The sequence below is a fragment of the Chitinophaga parva genome (assembly GCF_003071345.1).
In the GTDB taxonomy this organism is placed as follows: domain Bacteria; phylum Bacteroidota; class Bacteroidia; order Chitinophagales; family Chitinophagaceae; genus Chitinophaga; species Chitinophaga parva.
On record NZ_QCYK01000001.1, the window covers coordinates 264,595 to 285,227 of the forward strand.

Genomic DNA, 20,633 nt, shown 5'->3' on the forward strand with positions numbered 1-20,633 from the left:
TAACTAATCAGCTTTCTTGTTAAATTTAAGTGTTTCCCTGTAGAGATTAAAGACCGCCCACCCGTGTTCAGCAAATGAGCGCTTTTTAATAATGAAGGCAGTCAGCAGTATCAAGGCTGTTCCTTTGTTAAACATTCTGTTGAACATCGGTCCTTTACTCATCAACTGAGCAAATGACAGTCGCGATTTTCGTTGTGGTTTTAGGTGATGTATTACTGTAACTGGTAAGTAGGAGATCGTCATTCCGGCATGCTTTACATCTGCAAGGAAGATATTCTCTTCGCCCGAGGGGTAATTGCCGCCCAAGCCAAACCTTTCATCAAAGCGGATTCCCTTTTTTACAACATCCAACCGGAAAAACAATTCAATTGAACATTTTTTGAATATTTGCGTCCAGGACAGGTTCCCGTCCGGCCTTTCCGGGTAACCTTTGTAAAAATTGTTTGTCAGCGGATCGTATATTCTAAAACTCAACACCTCAGAAGGGTTTTGATTGAAGCTTTCCGCGATAATGCTCAATCCATCTTCCGGGAACCAGCAGTCATCGTCCGGGAATGAGACAATCCCGGAACGCTGCGACAGATACCTTATTCCTTCGTTTCGTGCATAGGCTAGCCCTCTCCTGTTTAATCGAACCTGCAATGCTGTTCCCCGGAATTCGCTTACTATTCCGCCTACAACGTCATGATTATCCTGCGATACAACAATTACTTCATAATCTGTAAATCGCTGTCGCTCCAGACTTTCAAACAAGCGTCTTAGCTCGTCAGTTTTGTTACCAACAGTTGCGACTATCAGAGAAATCATGGTTCAGTTTTAGATTTAATAAAGAATCGGCTCAGGGCATAAGCCGCCATCGGCATCAATAATACTATACCATTCATCCGGTGTCTAAAAGCCCCGGTTACATGCGTTTCAAAAACAGAAGGTATCACTAGGTTAATAAAAATAAAGAACAGCAACATTTTCTTGTATGGCAGGTCCTTCTTAAAGAAAATAATCAACAACAGGATAACGATAAAGAAAACATCTACCCATGCCAAAAATTTTCGGAAGCTTACCGCTGCAGGAAACAGGAAAGGAACCGGAGACAGTAAGTATTGCATGAACAATATCACAAAATTAATTACAATATGGATAGGATTCTCCCAGTCCATGTTATATCCGTACCCCTCATCTCCATGTATTGGAATATATGAATTTCGGAAGAGATTCAGCCACTGTAGCGAAAAGGTAATAGTATAAAGTTTTTGTACGACGAACATCAGACAGACAAGCAACAATGAGCCCGCCACCAACAATCTCAGAACTTTTCCCATATTCACCTTTTTACCCTTTCCAAAGAAAGAAACAGACAACCAGGCAGAGAGAACAAAGCAGATTCCCATTACCGGGCGCACTCCTAAAAGTATCAGCAGTGCTATAACTAACAATATGTTTCTGATGAGGCCAAGTTTGATCTTACAAAAAATCATTGTAAACAGGTTGAAAGAAATTCCCAGGGACAAGACCATTAATGATTCCCTAAGTAAGGTTGGAATGGTAATAATCGCCATTGGATAAGCCATTGCCAATATCATATAGAGATACAGAAATGTGGGAGAAACCCGTTTTCCCGCATAGAGGATAAGCCGGCTATAGCCCCTCCATATCAGGAGCATACCAAGAAAATAATAAAAAATGGAAAATGTAACAAAAACAATGGGGTACCGGAGACAAAGCAGGAACGGGAAAAAGTTTATCGTGGCATATGTTTTTACCCCAAGGCTATACATTACAAACTTCGGCGGATCAATAATGATGGCACCATAAACAACTGTATCAGGAGGAATTTGAATAAATTGAAAAATTGAGTTCAGCAGGCCAAAAGCTAAAAATGTAACGTAACCCAGCAATAATATCGCAGCAGACTTATATGTAAGTATACGAAACCCGGACAAAAGCCAGAACAACATAAAGATCAATACTGTTGCATAAAACAGTATCAGCCCTATGGAGAATATGTTAATTTTTAAAAAGTCCTGCGGTGTCATCGTCAAACGGTATGCTGTTTTTTAATTTTCTGCCTATATAGTTTTAAATACAGTTCCGCACAGGTTTCCAATTGCAACACCTCATTAAACCGCTCAACGCTTTTGGTGCGCAGCGTTTCCAGTATAGCGTCATCCTGGAGTGTTGCCATCCTAAGGGCATTTTTTAGCGCAATCAGATCTTGAGGGGGATAAGAAAATCCAATTGTCGTAGGGCTTCCCACAATATCAGGAATTCCTCCAACTTCAGGTACGACCGTAATACAGCCTAATGCAAGCGCTTCCATCAATGACAACGGAGCGCCCTCGTACAATGAGGTGAGGGAAAAGACATCCGCTGCAGACAGATAGTCGCCCACGTTATTTTTCGTCCCTAGGAAATAAATCCCATCCCCAGACATTGCTTTCAGCTCCCCATACAAGTTGTCCGTCTCGGCGGCTGTATTGCCCAATATTATCAATATAACCGGTACGCCTTCAGTCCTCAATTCATTTACAGCCTGGATCAAAAACGCCTGGTTCTTTATACGCTTCACGGAAGCTACATTGATTATTACCTGGTCGCTGACCGCAAACTTGAGTGAATTGATGTGATCTGCCACTTCCGGTATCAACTCTGTAGTTTGCGGAAAGGGTACACCATTTAATATAAGCGGTGTGTCTATTGCAGCCCCATATACCCGGATAACACTTTCCTTTACCTGACTGGTAATTGATACAGGGGTAATATCAAAAGAACGGAATAGTAGTTTATATAGCTTCCGTTTCATTTTACCACCGTCCTTTTCAGCAAGACTATGCACCGTATGAATTACGGGAACACGCTTTGCAATAGCATATGGATATGCATAGGCCAAACCCGATAAATGGCAATGAATTATCTCTGGCTTAATTTTATTCAGTGTTTTGAAAACCCTGGTATATAGCCCAAGCTCCCGCTTTCGCTTTTTACCCAAACTAATAAACCGCACCCTCGGCGACAACTCGTTCAAAGGGATCATATGCTCGTCATGATCCTTAAATGTAATAAGATATACTTCGTTATCTTGGGCAAGATAGTTTGCCAAGTGGATAGTAAGCCGCTCCGCCCCACCATAGTCTATTGAATCGATTAACTGTACAATCCGTAACATCTTGTTTGAGCGATTATGCGTTTAAACTATTGACCAATTCCAGATACTTTTGTCCAAAGACGTCTGCTGTAAAATGTTGCTGGAAAATATCCAGATTGGGTGTCGACGTTGGTTCTCCCTTATCTACGGCACATACTGAAAGCAATAAATCAGCCAGACTGGTTACGTCTTCTGATTCAAAATAATGTATATCCGGTGAACTGAATTGCTTAAAATATTTGTTGCCTCCAGTGTTGCTTATAACTGCCTTTTTACCTAACGACAACGCTTCCAGCAAAATCAGATCAAAATAAGTTTCCCTGTTAGGTAGCACAAAATAGTCTGCGGCGTTGATCACAGAGTGCGGATCATTTGTCCATCCTACTTCAATCCAATTCGGATGCTCCAGAGGCTGTAACGGCGACGGGGTGCCGGCATTCAAAAAATAAATATTGGGATTGGCTGCCAGCACTGCTATTGCCGTTGCCTTCAGCACATCATACCCTTTAATTTTATTGTGACGGCCTGCAAAACATATAACTTTGGCATCCAAAGGTATGTGATACAAGGCTCTCACATCTGCTACTTGTTTACTTGCATGGGCTTGCTTGGTACCGGTGGGTAGGAACAACACTTTCTTATCCTTAATCACCGTGTCAAACTGCCGCCAACTGTGTTTATAAGGTTCCATTGCCCCTTCACACGGAAAAATTAAATAGTCCGCGCGACTGAAAGCATATTTGTCCGGGATCTGCAACAGTGCTCGCGTAATACCATACGCGCTATCCGGCGATAATTTGAACCATTCTTCCAGCATTTCACAGTGCCAGGCAGATGGGCTATGCGACTGCAGTATTATTACGGGCCTTGAACCCAATTGCTTTAATACATGCCGATACCTGTAAAGTGTTCTTGAGCTGTGAAAATGTAAGACATCGTAGTTGGACATAACAGGCTCCGCATCAATCCTCTCCCTTTTAATGGAGTAAAAGAAGGAGATAATGGCACGTAGATTTCGCCCAAAACCAGACTTCCAAAATCCTTTGTCAAACCTGGATGATCCCGAAGCAACTTGCAACGCCTTCGCTTCCTGAAAATTGTCCAGAAAATCAATATTGGAAATCTGGTTTTCTATAATGTACTGCCGTAAGTTCCATAAATAGGTGGAGGGCCCCCCCTTTCTGGGCAACAGTTCGAAATCGTTACAGATCAAAATCTTCTTACTCATAACTATTAAACGATTGTTTCCCTGGCACTTTTCAACGCCGATCCAATTACCTGATGCATATCATAATACCGGTATTCTGCAAGCCGTCCTCCAAATATTACCTTCTCCTCTTTTACTGCCAGGGCACTGTATTTTCTAAATAATTCAGTGTTCCCCTCATCATTTATGGGATAATACGGTTCTTTCCCCAGGGCGTATTCCGAAGGATATTCTTTTGTAATTACGGTTGTAGGCTGCGTCCCGAACTCAAAATGCTTGTGCTCGATGATGCGAGTATAGGGGACTTCCCGTTCGGTATAATTCACGACTGCATTTCCCTGGTAATTTTCGATCTCAAGTATTGCATGTTCAAAATCCAGGCTTCTGTAGTTCAGCTCTCCAAACCGATAGTCGTAAAACTCATCGATCTTGCCGGTGTACACGGTCATTTCTGCAAGAGAAGACCAGTATGCTCTGTCTTCAAAAAAATCACATGCCGTCTTTACTTCAATACCTTCAAGGAGGCCTTCCGTTAGTTTGTTATAGCCTCCTATCGGAATGCCCTGGTACTTGTCATTAAAGTAATTGTTGTCGTACGTAAACCGTAATGGCAACCGCTTAATAATAAAGGAAGGCAGGTCTGTTGCCGCCCTCCCCCATTGCTTTTCCGTATATCCTTTGATCAACTTCTGATAGATATCGCCTCCCACCATGGAAAGAGCCTGTTCTTCCAGGTTTTGTGGTTCCGAGAGGCCGAGCTCCTTTACCTGCTCCGCTATTTTAGCCCTTGCTTCTTCCGGCGTTTTCACCTTCCAGAGCTGGTAAAATGTATTCATGTTGAAGGGGAGGTTAAACAACTCTCCTTTGAAATTTGCAATAGGAGAATTCGTATACCGGTTGAACTCTACAAACTGGTTTACAAAATCCCATATCCCTTTGTCATTCGTATGAAATATATGAGCCCCATACTTGTGGACATTTATCCCATTTACGTTTTCGCAATAGATATTACCGCCTGTATGGGAACGTCTATCGATTACCAGACATTTTTTCCCCTTCTGTTTCGCCATATAGGCATACACAGCTCCAAACAGCCCCGATCCCACGATCAGATAGTCATATTTATAGGTGCTCATTTTTTGAATTTCTTATTAATCAATATATCTATACCAGCCCGCCACAGATCGTCCTTCATTACAAAGATCTGAAGACCGGCATAATAAATAGCAGACGGCACCACCGTAAATCCGATGATCCACGCGTTTGATGTTAAAAACAACGTTGCTATTTTATAGAACAATAGAAATGGCAGACAAGCTAGAACTGTCTTCCATACCACTGAATAATCCAGATTCATCTTGTACTGCCGGCTTGCAAAAATGCCGGAAAAAAGCATCACCGATCCTTCGGCCAATAAGGTTGCAATAGCCGTTCCATTATGCAGGAAGAAACGGGCCAGGATAATATTTAAACTAACACTTATTACAGAGCCTGTCACCACAGATACCAGCAGATACTTTTCATTGTTGGTTGGTGTAAGCACCTGCATGCCAAACAAATTACTTAGCCCAATAAATAGTACCAATGGCGATAATATCATTATCGTCATTATCGCCGGTACATACTCCTGCCCTGCAAGCAGCAGGATGATCTCCTTCGATAATAGCATAAGCCCTATTACGATCGGCATTCCAAATGAAACAATAAAACGGAATGATTTGGACAACAGTGTTTGTACTTTCACATGATCACCCTCTTTATAAAGCTGCGAAATCTGGGGAATCATAATGATGGCCAACGAACCAATAATGGCCAGGAATATCTTAACAATCCGGAGCGCGGCGGTATAGTATCCCACCTCAGTTTCGTCGGTAACATATCCAAGAATAACGCTATCCAGTAAGATATAAAGGCTTATCGCCACATTTGCCAAGAACAAGTACATTAGCGGCTTCATATGCTTCCGCAACCTGGAAAATGAGAAGTTGAATGTGATCTCCTTTAGCATTTTCCAGTAATTGACTATTGCATTCAGCAAAAAACTAACTACGGTTATCGCATAATAGTAAACAACGTCTTCCCGACTGTGAACAAATAAGAAAAGCGCCAAAATGGCAAATACCCTAATGACCAGGGCTCTTACCGTTATATATTTAAACTCACTCTTTCCCTGAAAAAACCACTCAACAGTGAAGATATTAATAAAGAGATATGCAAGGCCCAAATAATAGAGATGGCTATTCTCTGCAAATTTACCCGTCAGGATAGGAATGAGTAAATATATAACAGCACCTAAGCAGGTATTAATAAAATTGATCGCCAAAAGGTCAGATGTCAGGTTATTCAGCGCCTTGGGATCATTGCTTATTTTGGCCGTTTCCCGTATTCCATAAACAGGGATACCTAACGCTACGAAAACAACAAAGTACTGCGTGTAATTGTCCACAAAATTAACAAGGCCAAGTCCATCAGGGCCAAGCACCCTGGTAGCATAGGGAAATGTAATCAGTGGAAAAAGGATCTTACTGACTGATAGTAGTGTATTATATAGAAAGTTCTTCTTAATCAAACTCAAAGCGAGCACATTTACCAAGAGAAACGAAAAATAAGGAAAGACATCCCGCAGAACCTATCATGCCATGATTTGTTGATAAATTCTTTTTATAAACACCACAACCGTCAGCAGAAATGCCCCCAGGAAAAAGCCGATTACACCCGCTTTGACTGGCCCTATTTTTTTCTCCTTTAAAGGATAAATAGGCTTGTCTATAATCTGGATTATAGGTGTTTCCTGTGCCATTGTTAATTTGCTCAGTTCCAAGTTCTTTACAACTTCCAGGTACATTGTCTGGATGACCATTTTGTCTCTCGACGCCACCTCTGCACCAACAGCAGCTACCTGCTTTGCAGGGTTAAGATTAATATCCTGAACGGTAGCCGCCCTATAGGTTCGTTTATTCAGCACTTCTTCCAATGAATCAGCCTGGCTTTGCAGCCTGTCAATATTAATTTTGGACCGTCCTGTTTTCGTACTTACATAATAGCTAATAGCCTCATCCACAAGTCGCTCTACAAATACCTTTGAAAACAATTGATCCTCCGTCACCATATCTACTGAAATAAAATTCAACTTAGGATCCGTCTTATCTACCTTTAGCCGCTTCTCTGTAATATCAACATATATAAGATTTAATATACTGTCCTGCGTAATGTTAAAGGCATTCCTGTTATTGCCCGGTGAAAAATGGATCTTTTTCAAATCCTCGTTCCAGCCAGCATTCATCTTTGTAAACGATATATAACGGTCCGCTAGTGTAAATCCGCCGTTACCATCATTCACGGTACTTAAAAGGGTCTTTTCAACGATCAACCTGGATTGCAGGAATTCAATTATATTGTCTCCGGTAAACAGCCCACTGCTTGCACCGCCACCTAAATCAAATCCAAACTGGCTGGCAAGCCCCATATAAGACGACAATGGGTTGGAGTTTGCGTCTTCCAAAATGAAGGTAAGCTCAGCTTCGTATTTTTTTTTCAAAAATGTTGAAATTCCAACCCCGATAGCGGCGGCGACAACGCCTGCCAACAGCATCCATATCCAATGTTTAAATAAGTATTTGATCCAGACCCCTGCCTGTAGAATGACTTCTTTTAAAGAAATTGCTTCACTGGTTTCAGTCAGTTCCTGCATATTTTGTTGCGAACTCATTACCAAAAATTTAATTTGAGCTTCTTCTTTGTGACAACGGTTATTTCAGCTTGTCTATTAACGTAATGATTAAAAGAGCAGTAGTTGCAAGCCCGGTAACTAACGCAATTGATTCTTGTGTGCTCAGATTCTTCTTGTCTTTCTTCGCCGGAACATATATTTCTGCACCCGGCTTAATTTTCGGATACCTGTTGAAAAACAAGACTTTCTTGGTTGCTTTCACATCACCGTTTGCATAAACAACATAGCTTCTGCGCTTCAGCGCGCTGGAAGTGTAACCGCCGGCTCCACGTATATAATCTTTGAGAGTACTACTGTTGTCAAACCGGATCTTTTTAGGGAAATACACTTCGCCGTACAACTGAACAGTTTGCAGTTTCTTCGGGATTTTAATAACATCTCCTTCTTCTACCAGGATGTCATATTTAGAACCTGGCCTTTTAAGGATGTCTGTAAGGTTAATACCAAGTAACTGATATTTACGTTGAAGCATTTTCTGAACACTTGCTGCGCTGGTACTGTCTTCTACCTTAGAGTAAAACAACTCAAGTTTATTATTAAGCAAGGCACTATCTGCATCTGTAATAAAGGTCTTTCTTAGCAATACAGCGCCGTCCGTAAAACCTTCCGGCCTGATGCCACCAGCACGCCTGATAACGTCCGACACATGTTCCCCTTTATTAACGATAGTATAAGAACCGGGATAAACCACTTCTCCTTCTACCATCATTATTCCCTGGTTGCTATATACGGGCGATTTTCTCACTTCTACTTCATCAAATGGCTGCAATATGAATTGCTGCTTAGCGATGTTGCCCATCGTCGGATCTACATCTTCCTGGAAAACCAACGCCTTAGCGCTGTCAGCCGGGTCAAAATTCCCCCTCCTGATCCTCCTGGAAATCTCAATCCGCGTTGTTGATGCCGCATCTGTTAACCCTCCGGCTAATAATACCAGGTCTTCCAGGTGCATGGAATCTGAAAAAGTATAGGTACCGGGATTATTCACCTGCCCATTTATCGCAACAGTATATGCTTGGCGCAGTGAAAATTTATTGAAAATGATTACGCTGTCTTCCTTTTCGAGTGAGATATCGCTTTTACCAGCCAGGATATCCTGCACATTGAAGCTGATAATTGAAGGAGCATAATCAGCCTGTAGCCTACGGATGATCCCCCTGTTTAAAGAAGCATCTTCTTTTACGCCATCAGCCTTTTTTATCAAGGAGCCCACCGTCATGCCTTCTTCAAGGCCATAGTCGCCAGGATGAAATACGGCACCTGCAATCGTTACACGGTTGGAAAAACGATTAAGAATGGAGTCCACCACAAACTGGTCACCGGACATCACTTTAAAGCTACCAATATCGGCAAAAGGAATGTTCTCTACCTCTTTCTCCCTTTTGTTATTCCGATAAGCTATGATGTTCTCCTTATATGCTTTATCCGTAAATCCTCCTGCATATTCAAGAATATTTGCTAATACCTCACCTTCTTTTGCTTCAAATATCAAAGGCCTTTTAACCTGCCCCGTGATCTCAACTCTCGTTTTATAGGGGTCTACTTTTACAATATCCTGATCCTGTAAGACAATGTTATTGGTTAAGTCGCCGCGGGACAGGAAATCGTAGAGATCAAAGGTAGTGACAACACTACCATTCCTGATAACCTGGATGCTTCTGAATGAACCATTTTCACTGGGCCCGCCGGAAACGTACAATGCGTTTGCCACAGAGGCCAAGGATGGTAAAGTGTATGAGCCAGGATTTTCAATTTCACCTATCATCAGCACACGTATGCTGCGAATATTCCCAAGTGCAACCTGCACCGAGGTCTGACCGGAACTAATGGTCGAATAAACAGTGGACAACTGTTTTGTGATCCTCGCTTTGGCTTCGCTCATTGTCAGGCCATTCACGTATATAGGTCCAACATTAGGAATGCGGATATATCCCTCAGTTGTTACCGTCAAATTGTACTGGGTCTCAGAATATCCGTACACATCGATCAGCAACTGATCATCCGTCGCAAGCTTATAATTAAGCGGCGTTGCCATTCTTAGGTTAGGCTCGAACGTAAGATTCTTATTATTAAAGAGATCTGCACCGAAAACACGGCTTTTGGGATTTTGTCGTAATGAATTTTTCTGGCCAAACAGGTCAATCGCGGAAGTATCACCACTCCACCGTCTGTCGCTAGTTTGGGGGGCAGTTTGCGAAGCATCTGTTTTTTTTGCTGCCTGAGTTAGCTCCTTATCCAGGCCTAATTGCATAATCCTGCTTTTGAGCTTATCTGCCTCGTCCTGTGATACGCCCTTTTGCTGCGCATACAGATTAATGTCATCCATAGTCATACCATTCTGCTTCATGTCCGCTACAATCTGACGGATCTGGCTGTCGGAAAGATTGTCTACGTTTACCTGACTGGCCTGAGCCGGCGTAATATTCTGTATTTGAGCATTGGCGACTAACAGACCCAGCAGAAACAGTTGGATCAGCAATATTCTTTTTAGCATGTACAAGAGGGTCTTTCTCGAGATCAATTAATAAGGCGTCATATCGGACCTGTTTAGTTCAATATCCGCCAAATAGGCTGCAAATCTATATAAAATAACATATAAATGTTAGCTAAAAACAGCTCTCACCACGCTAAAAACGCCTCTTTAATGTAATGTAACAACGAATCATATATTATTTTATTTCAAACTAAATCCATCATAATGTAGAAATATTGCCTTCGTTTTTAACATGCAAAGCGGTTTCTCATATGGAAGGAAAATGATACGAAAACCAGCATCAATTCAGCAGACCAGTAAAAGGGTTCTGGGTCTTGGCATCTCCAATCAACTCAACCACTGGCGGCAAAATAACTAAAATCCCACCAATCCCCTTCCCAAAATCGACCTCCGCCCGCGCTCATCCCTTCCATTCCCATAAAAACCCCACCCAATCCCCAAACCTTCTACCTTGTTTTTCAATAATTTGCCGAAACCAGATATTTGAAACATGTGCACCGTCACCAATTTGCTTGCGCACAACCTGTTTAACTTATGATAAAAATTATTAAACACAATGACAGCTGCTTCCAATCGGGTAACTCCCCCGGAATACCAGCCTCCACCTTATAACAACATCCTATTCCTGCTAACTTCTTGAAAAATAAAAACAAAAATGCCGCCGTCCCCGGTTTTTTTTCGTATCTTTTTATTGCAGCGGGAATTTTTGTTTAAATTATAACCTACTAAAGTTAAACAACATGTCTACGACTGACTTCACAGTGCTACTACTAGGCAATGCTGATTTTCTCAAACCCTTCGCAGTAACCCTCACCAAAGATTCAGAACAAGCCAAAGACCTGTTCCAGGAAACAATGTACCGTGCGCTGGCCAACCAGGAAAAATACCTGGCCGGCACTAACATCCGCGCCTGGCTCTTCACGATCATGCGCAACATCTTTATCAATAACTACCGGCGCAAGACCAAACAATTACTGTTCATGGACTATGCGTCAAATGAGTTCCTGCTGAATTACCACCAGACCTCCATTGGCAACGCTGCCGAAAGCAATCTCCGGGTAAAAGACATCCAGGGCGCCGTACATGTGCTGCCCGTGATCTTCAAGAAGCCTTTCCAGCTCTATTTTGAAGGCTTCAAATACTACGAGATCGCAGATATTCTTTCCGAGCCGCTGGGCACGATCAAAAGCCGCATCCACTTTGCCCGGCGCATGCTCAAATCGCAACTGGTCCGGCATTGACCTCCCCATAAAAGCAACACACCCGTTCTTTTACTACCCATCCCCTTCACAAACACGCTCTTCCATTAATTACTTCCCTGGCGCAGTAGCCTGTTATCAGCCTCCCTGGTAGAAGGTCTCAAGGTATTGCAGCCTCCTGTCCCGGGAATTTTATACATCACAGCCCCTCTCTAATAACACCTCCACCTAACTTCACATTACCGCCCCTGAACGTGCATTGCACGGAAGATCTCTATCGACATACCCCCCACTCGCAACAACAAACGGGGCTCCCCAAGCCTCTTCCAGCACAGCCCTTCCCCAACCTTACATTTCTCTCCCAAAAACATAGCTCCTCTCACCAAACACGCAGCACTTCCCTTAAAAACAAAAAGGGAAAGCCCCGGATGGCCTTCCCTCTGCAAGTTTCCAGTATATGATCATACCCGCCCATAAACCAGGCGCAGGTAGCGTTCCTTCAACCTTGCATCATAGTAAAGCGCCATGGGCAATGCCAGCGCCGGCACCCACAGCAGCACAGCATACGGGAAAAAGTACCAGGCTGCTATAAACAACAACGTGGCCCGCGCATACTCCAGGTAAAACACCCAGCGCCGCTGTTCGAGAATCGCGCCACAGTTGATCAACGTAATAAAAATGAAAAGCGCTATCAACACCTGCACCACCACCGGTACATAATGTTCCAGCAGCAAAAAGGTAAAGAGCCCGGTGAGCATCACCACCAGCTGGATCACCACGTAATCATGCAGCCTGCGTGTTGCCTGCACCATATCATTGCGCAGCAGGTACCGTTCTTCCAACCGCGGGCGGATGGCAGGGTCCAGCAGGTCCGGCTTCCCGAAAACCAGTTTCAATTTACGGGTAAGCCCCTGCGTTTGCCGGACACCCTGCAGTAACTCCAGGTAAAAATGAAAGTGCTGCCAGAGAAAACTATGGCTGTTCAGTGGCTTGGTAAGGCCGTAAGTAGGCGCATGGGTCTCTTCCACGAAAGTGCCAAACACCTTATCCCAGATAATGAACACATCCCCGTAATTCTTATCCAGGTACTCTTCATCGCTGGCATGGTGCACCCGGTGATGGCTGGGTGTTACCAGAATATATTCCAGGAAGCCCAGCTTTCCAATAGCGCGGGTATGGATAAAGAACGGGTACAGCCCATGCACCAGCAACATACTCGTGATCATCCCCGGAGTAAAGCCCAGCACCGGCAATATGGACCAGAAACCTGTGCGGATCAGGGCCTGGAACACGGTAATGCGGGCAGACACCGTATAATTAAAATCCTCGCTCTGGTGGTGCACCACGTGCGCCGCCCAGAAAATATTCATCTCATGCGCCAGCCGGTGGTACCAGTACCACACGAAATCAGTGCACAGCAACAGGGCTATCCATTGCAGTACACTGGGTTTAAAATGGAAGAGGGCAAAATGATGGTACAGGTATTGGTATACGAAGAAGAACATTCCCGTGGTAAACGTATCCAGCAGGCGTTCGGCAATACCCACATTGATATTGGACACGGAGTTACGGAAATTAAAATAGCGCTTCCCGCTTTTACGGGCATACCACCATTCAGCGCCCATAAATGCAAGGAACAGCGGGATGGCAAAAGCCATCAGGTTTAAGTGTTGCAGCACGATGTACAAAGGTTTTGATGATCAGGTAATGGTCTCTTCCCTGCCGGACCGTGGTGGTGAACGCTCGCAGGCAGGGCTGCCAGGTGGATGGCATACTGCAATGATACGGAAATATTATTAGTCTACAAATACAATAGACTAATAAGCAAGGACAAAAAAATGCCGCTCCTGCGGGACCGGCATTTTTCAGAAAACAATTATGGAAGGCTGTCGCCTCAACTGGCGGCAGCAGTGAGCAATTTCTCCCCGGCAAACTGTTTTTCCAGCCTTTTCATCTGGCGGATGTGGCGTTCAATGTGTTTGGTCAGGAAATAGATATATTGATAGATGTCCAGTTTACCCAGTTTATTTACAGACATGTTCGTGTACACCAGGCGGCCTTCCCCGTTTTTGAGGAGGGACAGGTTATACATGCACTGCGCATACTGCTGCTTCAGCAGGTTACGCACGTCGTCCATGTTCTTTTGCCCGGTAGGCTCCATGTGTTCCGGGCGGATCCAGCCGCCATTGGCCTTACCCAGGGCGTCTATCTCCTCAAATTTGTGATCATAATCGGAAGAGATGATCACGTTGTGGCCCGCACGCTTGCGGTCCAGCGCACGGCGGGTACTCTTGTTAATAATGAGCAGGAGAAAGTAATTGGTCAAACTGATATGTTCCAGTACCTCACGCACACTCCACTGGTCCTTGGCCGGTTTGTAAGCCACCAAGTCCGCTTCCTTATCGAACCAGTTGTCCAATTCCTTAAAGTTGTTCTGCAATGCCTCTCTTACTGCCTGAATTACGTTTCTCATGATGTATCGGTTTTGTGCTTTGCACTTCCGGGACTTTGAAAGCGCTCGGCTATATGTGAATGGTGAATATTAGCCTTGCTATTGAATGCTTCGATGCTGGTATTTGTTACCAAGGGAATGTTAAAAGTGCCTGCACCGGTACAACAGGAAGCCGGGGCGGTTTGTTCCGACAAACCAGATTGGTAATTATTTATTATTGACAGCCGGCCAGGCCGGGTGTTTGTTTTCGTAGTGGGTGTAAGGGTCAATAAAAAACCCGGCCATCTTTGGTCCGGGTAGCTATACTGGCAGAGGCTCTCACCTCCTTATCCTGGTATGCATACCCATCCCGGCGCCGCTGCATTGGCAAACGACTTCTTTTGCATAATTCGTACCTGTTTTCCTAACAGGGTGGAACAATGCCAGTTTGTGCTCTTTCGTTGATTAAAATTTGCTTGTTTGTTCATTACAAATCTTAAAAAGCAAAAAGTCCCATCACGTTTCAGTGCGGGACCTTAGTTTATAACTGCTTGTAACTTTTTTCTTGTTAACAACCGGTTTCACCAGCCCGCAAACCCGTACAGACCTGCTTTTGACAGGCATGCGCGTTTATCTTTATCATGTGTTTGCGTAATGTAATCATTGCGTTTTTCAACTGTAACAAATGTACTTTAATTTTCGGTATTTTCAATTTGAATTGAAAGTTTTTTCTGAAAAATTTTCCAGCTTTCACATGTATCCCGCTAAATAATTGCCGCCACTTTTGCAATTTATCACCCGCGCCGCTTACCCCGCTTTTTTAATCAATCAGTTATACAAGATTAATGCATTACATGGATGAAGCCTTGTCTAAAAACGGGGGATGATTGCATAAATCATGCATCACAAAAAATTAATGCCGGTTTAATGCCTGGCACGGCAAATCCCTAATCAAACAACGACAACTGCGCCTGCGGCCGTTTGAAAATACTGGTGTTGAAATCAAACCGCTCCATATTAAGCCCCAGCCGCTTGGTATGGATCTTAAACTGCTGGTTGATCATCGCCGCCACATTTCCCTCTCCCCGCATGCGGCGGCCAAATTCACTGTCATTCACCGTACCGCCATGGCAGCTTTCTATAAGATGCCACACCTTGTCCGCCCGGTCGGGGAAGTTTTTAAACAGCCAGTCCTTGAAAATGATCTTCACCGCATCATTGAGGCGCACAATAGTGTAGCCGGCCCATTTGGCGCCCGCATTGGCAGCGGCTTCCAGCAGCTTGGGCATCTCGTGCTCGTTAAGGCCGGGGATCAGGGGGGCCGTCATTACCCCCACGGGGATGCCCAGCTCCGACAGCTCTTTTACCACCTTGAGGCGCTGCAGGCCGGTAGCCGTGCGGGGCTCCATCTTCAGGCGCAGGTCTTCGTTAAGGGTGGTCACTGACATATAAACCACCACCAGGTTATCCTTGGCCAGCTGTTGCAAAATATATTTATCGCGCAGCACCAGGGAATTCTTGGTGATGATGCCCACCGGCTGTTTGTATTCCAGCGCCACTTCCAACAACTGGCGCGTTACAAACAGCTTGCGTTCCTGGGGTTGATAACAGTCCGTATTACCGGAAAGGCTCAGGGGCTTCACCTGCCAGTTCTTGTTATCCAGGAACTTGCGCAGCAACTCCGGCGCATTTTGCTTCACCACGATCTTCCGCTCAAAATCCAACCCTGCACTCATACCCCAGTATTGGTGGGAGTTCCGGGCATAACAATAAATACAACCATGCTCGCAGCCCTGGTACGGGTTCATAGAATACCACATGCCTACATCCGGGCTCTCCACTTTATTGACAAGGGTCTTCGCATGTTCCTGCAGCACCTGGGTTGGTACGTCGGCCTGCCACCACTCGTCTATGCCTTCCGGGTGTTCCTGCGCATACTCGCCCGTCAGGAACTTGTTCTTTGGGTTCAGCTGCGCCCCCCTGCCTTTATAATAGGCCTCCTCCTGCAATCCAGTATCAAACGGCAAGGTCATTACTAATTGTTTTAGTAAAAATACTAATTTATTTAGTCTGTACAAGTTTATTTTTCGCACAAAAAAGCCGCCCCTTCCGGAGCGGCTTTCCATGGGAAAAAATGCCTTAAATAATTTCCATTTGCTGCATCAGGAACGTAGCATTTTTATTCCGGGCAATGCCGGGCCGGATCCGGTAATCGAAATGCAGGCCCGCCTCATTGATGGTGCTTTCAAAGCAATAATTCTTCACCTGCTCGGGATAGGTATTCTCCAACTGGCCCAGCTCCAGGTCATGCGTGGCGATCATGCCCAGGCAGTTATACCGCAGGAACTTCTCCACCAGTTTGCGGGAGCCGGATAATTTATCTTCTGAATTAGTGCCTTTCAGAATTTCATCCAGGATGATGAACACGCGCTGCCCCCGCTGCAGCGCCGTAACAATCTGCTGGAGGCGCTGTAATTCTGCCTGGAAATAAGATGTGTGCTTGGCAATGGAATCCTTAATGCGCATGCTGGTCATCACCTGCATAGGCGCAAAAATAAAGGTGGTGGCCCCTACCGGCGCCCCGCACATGGCCAGCACCAGGTTAGTGCCTACGCTGCGCAGGAAGGTGCTCTTGCCACTCATGTTAGATCCGGTAATAATGAGGAACTGGGTTTCACCGGTAAGCGTGCAGTCGTTTTTCACGCACTGTTCCGGCGGGATCAGCGGGTGGCAAAGGCCCGCAGCCACAATACCTTCTTCCTGCTCATCCACCACCGGGTAGGCATAAGCGGGATGGTTGTAGGCAAAGGTGGCCAGGCTGTTCCACGCTTCCAGTTCTGCGATCACGGCCAGCCATTCGTGCACCTGTCCCTGGTAACGCGTTTTCCAGCGCTCCACCGCAAAGGCGCAATGCAGGTCATATAAACAAAGCGGCTGTAAAAAAAGCAGCACCAGCAGGTTGGCCCGCTGGTCCAGCGCATTGCTGATCCGGGCCAGCTTGCGCAGGGCATCATCTGCTTCTTTCACCTGCTCCTGCAGTTTTTGCAGGCCACGGGCGGTAAACTGTTCCTTATTTATCAATGCCAGTATTGCGGCAAACCGGTACAGCGTTTTTTCCTGGCTGGATAAATGCCGGTGTTGTTCCGTCACTTTTGCCGTAACGGTGCTCAATATCACGGCATTGACCAGGATCATTACGCCCACCGGGTACATGCTCTGGTTGCGGATGCTGATCACCGCCGCTATCAGCGTGAGCGCCAGGCTAATGTAACGCAGTATGTTCAGTCCTTTGCTGTGCAGGAACCGCACCGGCATACCAAACCAGGTTTCCAACCGGTGCCGGTCATTGGGCTGTTCGTCTGTAAGGCTGGCCTGGGCAGCTATGTGCTGGCGAAATTCCAACCTGGCCGCCAGGTCTTTCACTACCTCCTGGGTGGCCTGTATGGAGGCAGCGTGTTGCAGGGGATGCTTCAGCAGGTTGGCCAGCCTTTCCCGGCCGGAAAGCGTGCCGGCGCGGTTCATGTGATGATAAAGGGATGCAGGGCCAAATATATCCAGGTCACCGGCGAAGGCATGTCCTTCATCCACAAAACGCTGCCCGTCATCAAAGGTGGAAACATGCACGGTGGCCAGCTGATGCTCTTTTTCATTCAGCTGCAACAAGGCTTTCAGCAGGGCCTCCTGGCGGGAGGCCCGTTGATAACGCCGGAGGATAAACGCAAATACCACTAATGCCGCCAGTATGCCCAGCGGCGCCATCGCCCAGGGATCACGGTCTATACATTTCCAGGCAAAGGTGGCTGCCGCCAGGAAAGCCAGCAGGCGGGCAAATGACAGCCATTTTAGGTGCAGGGCAGTGGCCCGGAGTTGTGCCTGCAGTGTTTTGATCTTATCTGCGTATATCTCGGTTGGTTGCATGTTTAGTAGTACATGGATGAAAGGAGGGGGATCAATCGTCGTCGTCTTCTTTGGTTTGCCAGTGGATAAATGCACTGCGGCGGGGGCTGGGCATCACGGCATCCTCGCCATGAATGGCCTTCCATATCACTTCATTCAGTTCCAGGTCCGGCACCTTATCTTCTTCTGCCAGGTCAAAGGCGGCAGAGCGGCGGGCGCTTTCATTCCAGGCGGTGTTACGTTCGTTTATATCCACCTGTGCAGGGCGCAGCACGTAGGGCGTAAAGTCTGCCTCCGGCGTAAAACACGTCCACAGCGGCACTGCAGCCGCATCGTACTGGCTCATAGGCGGCAGGCCAAGGATCAGCTCCATGGTACGCAGGATGGCGCTGGTGGTGTACATACCATGGTCCACCGTATTTCTTTTCACAAACGGCCCTACCACATAAGCAGGTGAGCGGTGCGCATCCACGTGGTCCGATCCGTTTTGCGCATCGTCTTCCAGGATAAACACCACACTTTCTTTCCAAACAGGGCTGTGGGATAAATGTTCAATCAGTTTGCCTACCGCCAGGTCATTGTCGGCCACGGCTGCGTAGGGTGAGTAAGCTCCTTTATGCATACCGCTGGTATGGTCATTGCCCAGGCGGACGGTGGAAAAATGCGGCAGCGCGTTAATAGCCACCAGTGAATCAAAATCACGTTCCCAGATCGCTTCCCGCGTTATGTCCTGGATTGACAGGTCAAAGGGTGGAAAATCCGGACAGAAGTGATCTTTCAGGGATTTAAGCTGGGGCTTGCCGCCGCCAATGAACTCACCGTAGCTGCGGTAGCTCACGCCGGCGCGCTGGCAGTAATCCCAGATGAATCCCTTCCTGGGATAGGCCACGGGGCGGCTGCCTTCATAATCATACGTACCCCCACGGCCTCCATAATAGGTGGGCCAGGTCTTTTCCACGTAGTCCGTACCATAAGCGGCCATGCTCCAGTTATGCCCGTCTGCGCTTACTTCCGCATCTACATAAAAATTATCCAGGAGCACATAGTTGGCTGCAATAGCGTGCTGGTTAGGCGTTATCTTTTCGGGGAACAGGCAAAGGCTGGTATCCCCATTGCCCTGCGGCATATCGCCCAGCACCTGGTCATAGGTGCGGTTCTCTTTGATGATGTAAAATACATACTTCAGCGGAGATGGGCCGCCTGTCGTACGGGGAATGGGATTACCCTCCCGGCCCGGGGCCATCTGTTCCCTTGCTTTGGTGTAAGGCGTGTTTGCATACACCTGGCGGGTCCAGGCGCTAAGTGTTTTTGCATCCGGTGTATTGAATATGGAAAGGGTGCCTTTGAACAGGCCGGCTATGTATTGCATGGGCCGGTTAGACTTGTTAGCCTCATGCAGGCCACTGGTCTCGTTTTTATTCACCGGTTTGGGGCCATCAGGATTGGCCATGGAGGTAAACCCTTTGCCATTGGCCACCCATATCTTTTTGCCGGTGACCCGCACCACGGTTGGATACCAGCCGGTGGGAATAAAACCTTTTGCGGTGCTTTTACCCGGGATGCTCACATCAAATACGGCCAGGCAGTTATTGTCTGCATTGGCGGCATACAGGGTCCTGCTATCGGCCGACAAGGCCAGGCCATTGGTAGTAGAGCCGGTGGGTGCATCGGGATAGAGGGCGGTGTTCAGCGTTTCTATCACTTTCTGCCTGGCCACGTTGATCACGGACACGGAATTGTCGTTGGCATTGGCTACATATAAATATTTACCGTTTGCCGTCAGCAACATTTCATTGGGATGGTTACCGGCCGGGATGCTGGCCTGCAACTGGCCGCTGCGGGTATTGAACACCGCTATTCTTTCCTGGCCCCACATGGAAATGTACAACCGCCCATCGGGCGCCAGCAGGCAGGTGTATGCTTCTCCGCCCAAGGCTATTTTTTGCTTCACCCGTTTGGTTTGCAGGTCGGCAATGTATAAGCTGCTGTCTTCTTTTGTAACTACGTAGAGGTGATGCGGGCCCACGGCAATGCCCGCAGGGCCTACCTTATTGGGCCAGGCCTTACCCAGGCGGATGCTGTCTGCCAATTGCAGCTTGCGGCCGCGCACATCATAGCACCAGATCACGTTGTCATTGCCACCGGAAGCGTACAATGTTTTTTCATCCGGGCTAAAAGCTAGTCCCAGCCAGGATTTCGGGATGGTCACATCATCCAGCACCTGTTCCTGCTGCAGGTCTATGAGCTGTATGGACTGTCGGCTCTGGCCATTGTTGGTCACCGCTGCCAGGTGCTGGGAGCGGGTCACGGCCATGTTCAGCGGTAAGTCGCCCAGGGGCAGGGAGTGGCCGGGTGGCGTAAGTGACCATCCATTGGGTAGTGTCAGTTGTCGGGCCAGGGTGTCCGTTGTTTGTGCCGCAGCCGCAAGGCCCGCCACCAATAAGCATGTAGTCAGTAACTTTCTCTTCATAATAAAAAACGAAAGTTTTAAAGTTAGCCAACGCCGTACGCAAGCTACCGCGGCCTTTAAGGC

General features: G+C 46.5%; 14 protein-coding genes. 1 reads left to right on the forward strand and 13 read right to left on the reverse strand.

Annotated elements, in window-relative coordinates:
• Nucleotides 1-3 precede the first annotated feature (3 nt).
• The 8 genes from DCC81_RS01160 to DCC81_RS01195 are packed head-to-tail and all read right to left on the reverse strand — an operon-like array spanning nucleotide 4 to nucleotide 10,573.
• Entirely contained in the window at nucleotides 4-807 is an 804-nt protein-coding gene (locus DCC81_RS01160) for a glycosyltransferase family 2 protein (protein WP_108684762.1), read from the reverse strand.
• Nucleotides 804-2,039 (reverse strand): hypothetical protein, encoded by a 1,236-nt coding sequence (locus tag DCC81_RS01165; protein WP_133177495.1) that lies wholly within the window; start codon nucleotides 2,037-2,039, stop codon nucleotides 804-806. Before DCC81_RS01165 ends, DCC81_RS01160 begins: the two co-directional genes overlap by 4 nt.
• Entirely contained in the window at nucleotides 2,036-3,163 is a 1,128-nt protein-coding gene (locus tag DCC81_RS01170; RefSeq protein ID WP_108684764.1) for a glycosyltransferase, read from the reverse strand. The genes DCC81_RS01165 and DCC81_RS01170 overlap by 4 nt, the downstream gene beginning before the upstream one ends.
• A 13-nt stretch (nucleotides 3,164-3,176) precedes the next feature.
• On the reverse strand, nucleotides 3,177-4,370 hold the full coding sequence (locus DCC81_RS01175; RefSeq protein WP_108684765.1) for a glycosyltransferase family 4 protein: 1,194 nt from the start codon (nucleotides 4,368-4,370) through the stop codon (nucleotides 3,177-3,179).
• 5 nt (nucleotides 4,371-4,375) lie between these two features.
• Nucleotides 4,376-5,485 carry a UDP-galactopyranose mutase gene (gene glf / locus DCC81_RS01180; protein ID WP_108684766.1) on the reverse strand — a complete coding sequence of 370 codons (1,110 nt, stop codon included), beginning with the start codon at nucleotides 5,483-5,485 and terminating at the stop codon, nucleotides 4,376-4,378.
• The gene (locus DCC81_RS01185) at nucleotides 5,482-6,924 is read right to left on the reverse strand and encodes a flippase (protein WP_165806390.1); all 1,443 of its coding nucleotides are present in this window, start codon (nucleotides 6,922-6,924) and stop codon (nucleotides 5,482-5,484) included. Before DCC81_RS01185 ends, glf begins: the two co-directional genes overlap by 4 nt.
• Before the next feature lie 57 nt (nucleotides 6,925-6,981).
• A complete protein-coding gene (locus DCC81_RS01190) occupies nucleotides 6,982-8,058 on the reverse strand; it encodes a Wzz/FepE/Etk N-terminal domain-containing protein (protein ID WP_108684768.1) in 1,077 nt (358 codons plus the stop codon).
• A 40-nt stretch (nucleotides 8,059-8,098) separates the two neighbouring features.
• Nucleotides 8,099-10,573 (reverse strand): SLBB domain-containing protein, encoded by a 2,475-nt coding sequence (locus DCC81_RS01195; RefSeq protein WP_108684769.1) that lies wholly within the window; start codon nucleotides 10,571-10,573, stop codon nucleotides 8,099-8,101.
• A gap of 740 nt (nucleotides 10,574-11,313) precedes the next feature.
• Here DCC81_RS01195 and DCC81_RS01200 point away from each other — a divergent pair.
• A complete protein-coding gene (locus DCC81_RS01200) occupies nucleotides 11,314-11,814 on the forward strand; it encodes an RNA polymerase sigma factor (RefSeq protein WP_108684770.1) in 501 nt (166 codons plus the stop codon).
• A 419-nt stretch (nucleotides 11,815-12,233) separates the two neighbouring features.
• Here the strand turns inward: DCC81_RS01200 and DCC81_RS01205 are convergent, their stop codons facing one another.
• The 5 genes from DCC81_RS01205 to DCC81_RS01225 all read right to left on the reverse strand — a co-directional run bounded on the left by DCC81_RS01205 (nucleotide 12,234) and on the right by DCC81_RS01225 (nucleotide 20,570).
• Nucleotides 12,234-13,451: a sterol desaturase family protein gene (locus tag DCC81_RS01205; RefSeq protein ID WP_240612864.1), complete on the reverse strand. Its 1,218-nt coding sequence runs from the start codon at nucleotides 13,449-13,451 to the stop codon at nucleotides 12,234-12,236.
• A 215-nt stretch (nucleotides 13,452-13,666) separates the two neighbouring features.
• On the reverse strand, nucleotides 13,667-14,245 hold the full coding sequence (locus tag DCC81_RS01210; RefSeq protein ID WP_108684771.1) for a DinB family protein: 579 nt from the start codon (nucleotides 14,243-14,245) through the stop codon (nucleotides 13,667-13,669).
• Nucleotides 14,246-15,150: 905 nt separating this feature from the next.
• On the reverse strand, nucleotides 15,151-16,236 hold the full coding sequence (locus DCC81_RS01215) for a PA0069 family radical SAM protein (protein WP_108684772.1): 1,086 nt from the start codon (nucleotides 16,234-16,236) through the stop codon (nucleotides 15,151-15,153).
• A gap of 106 nt (nucleotides 16,237-16,342) precedes the next feature.
• Nucleotides 16,343-18,121, reverse strand: a complete 1,779-nt coding sequence (locus DCC81_RS01220; RefSeq protein WP_108684773.1) for a MutS-related protein — start codon at nucleotides 18,119-18,121, stop codon at nucleotides 16,343-16,345.
• A 31-nt stretch (nucleotides 18,122-18,152) separates the two neighbouring features.
• Nucleotides 18,153-20,570, reverse strand: coding sequence for a bifunctional YncE family protein/alkaline phosphatase family protein (locus DCC81_RS01225; RefSeq protein WP_108684774.1), 2,418 nt, complete (start codon nucleotides 20,568-20,570; stop codon nucleotides 18,153-18,155).
• Nucleotides 20,571-20,633: the final 63 nt, after the last annotated feature.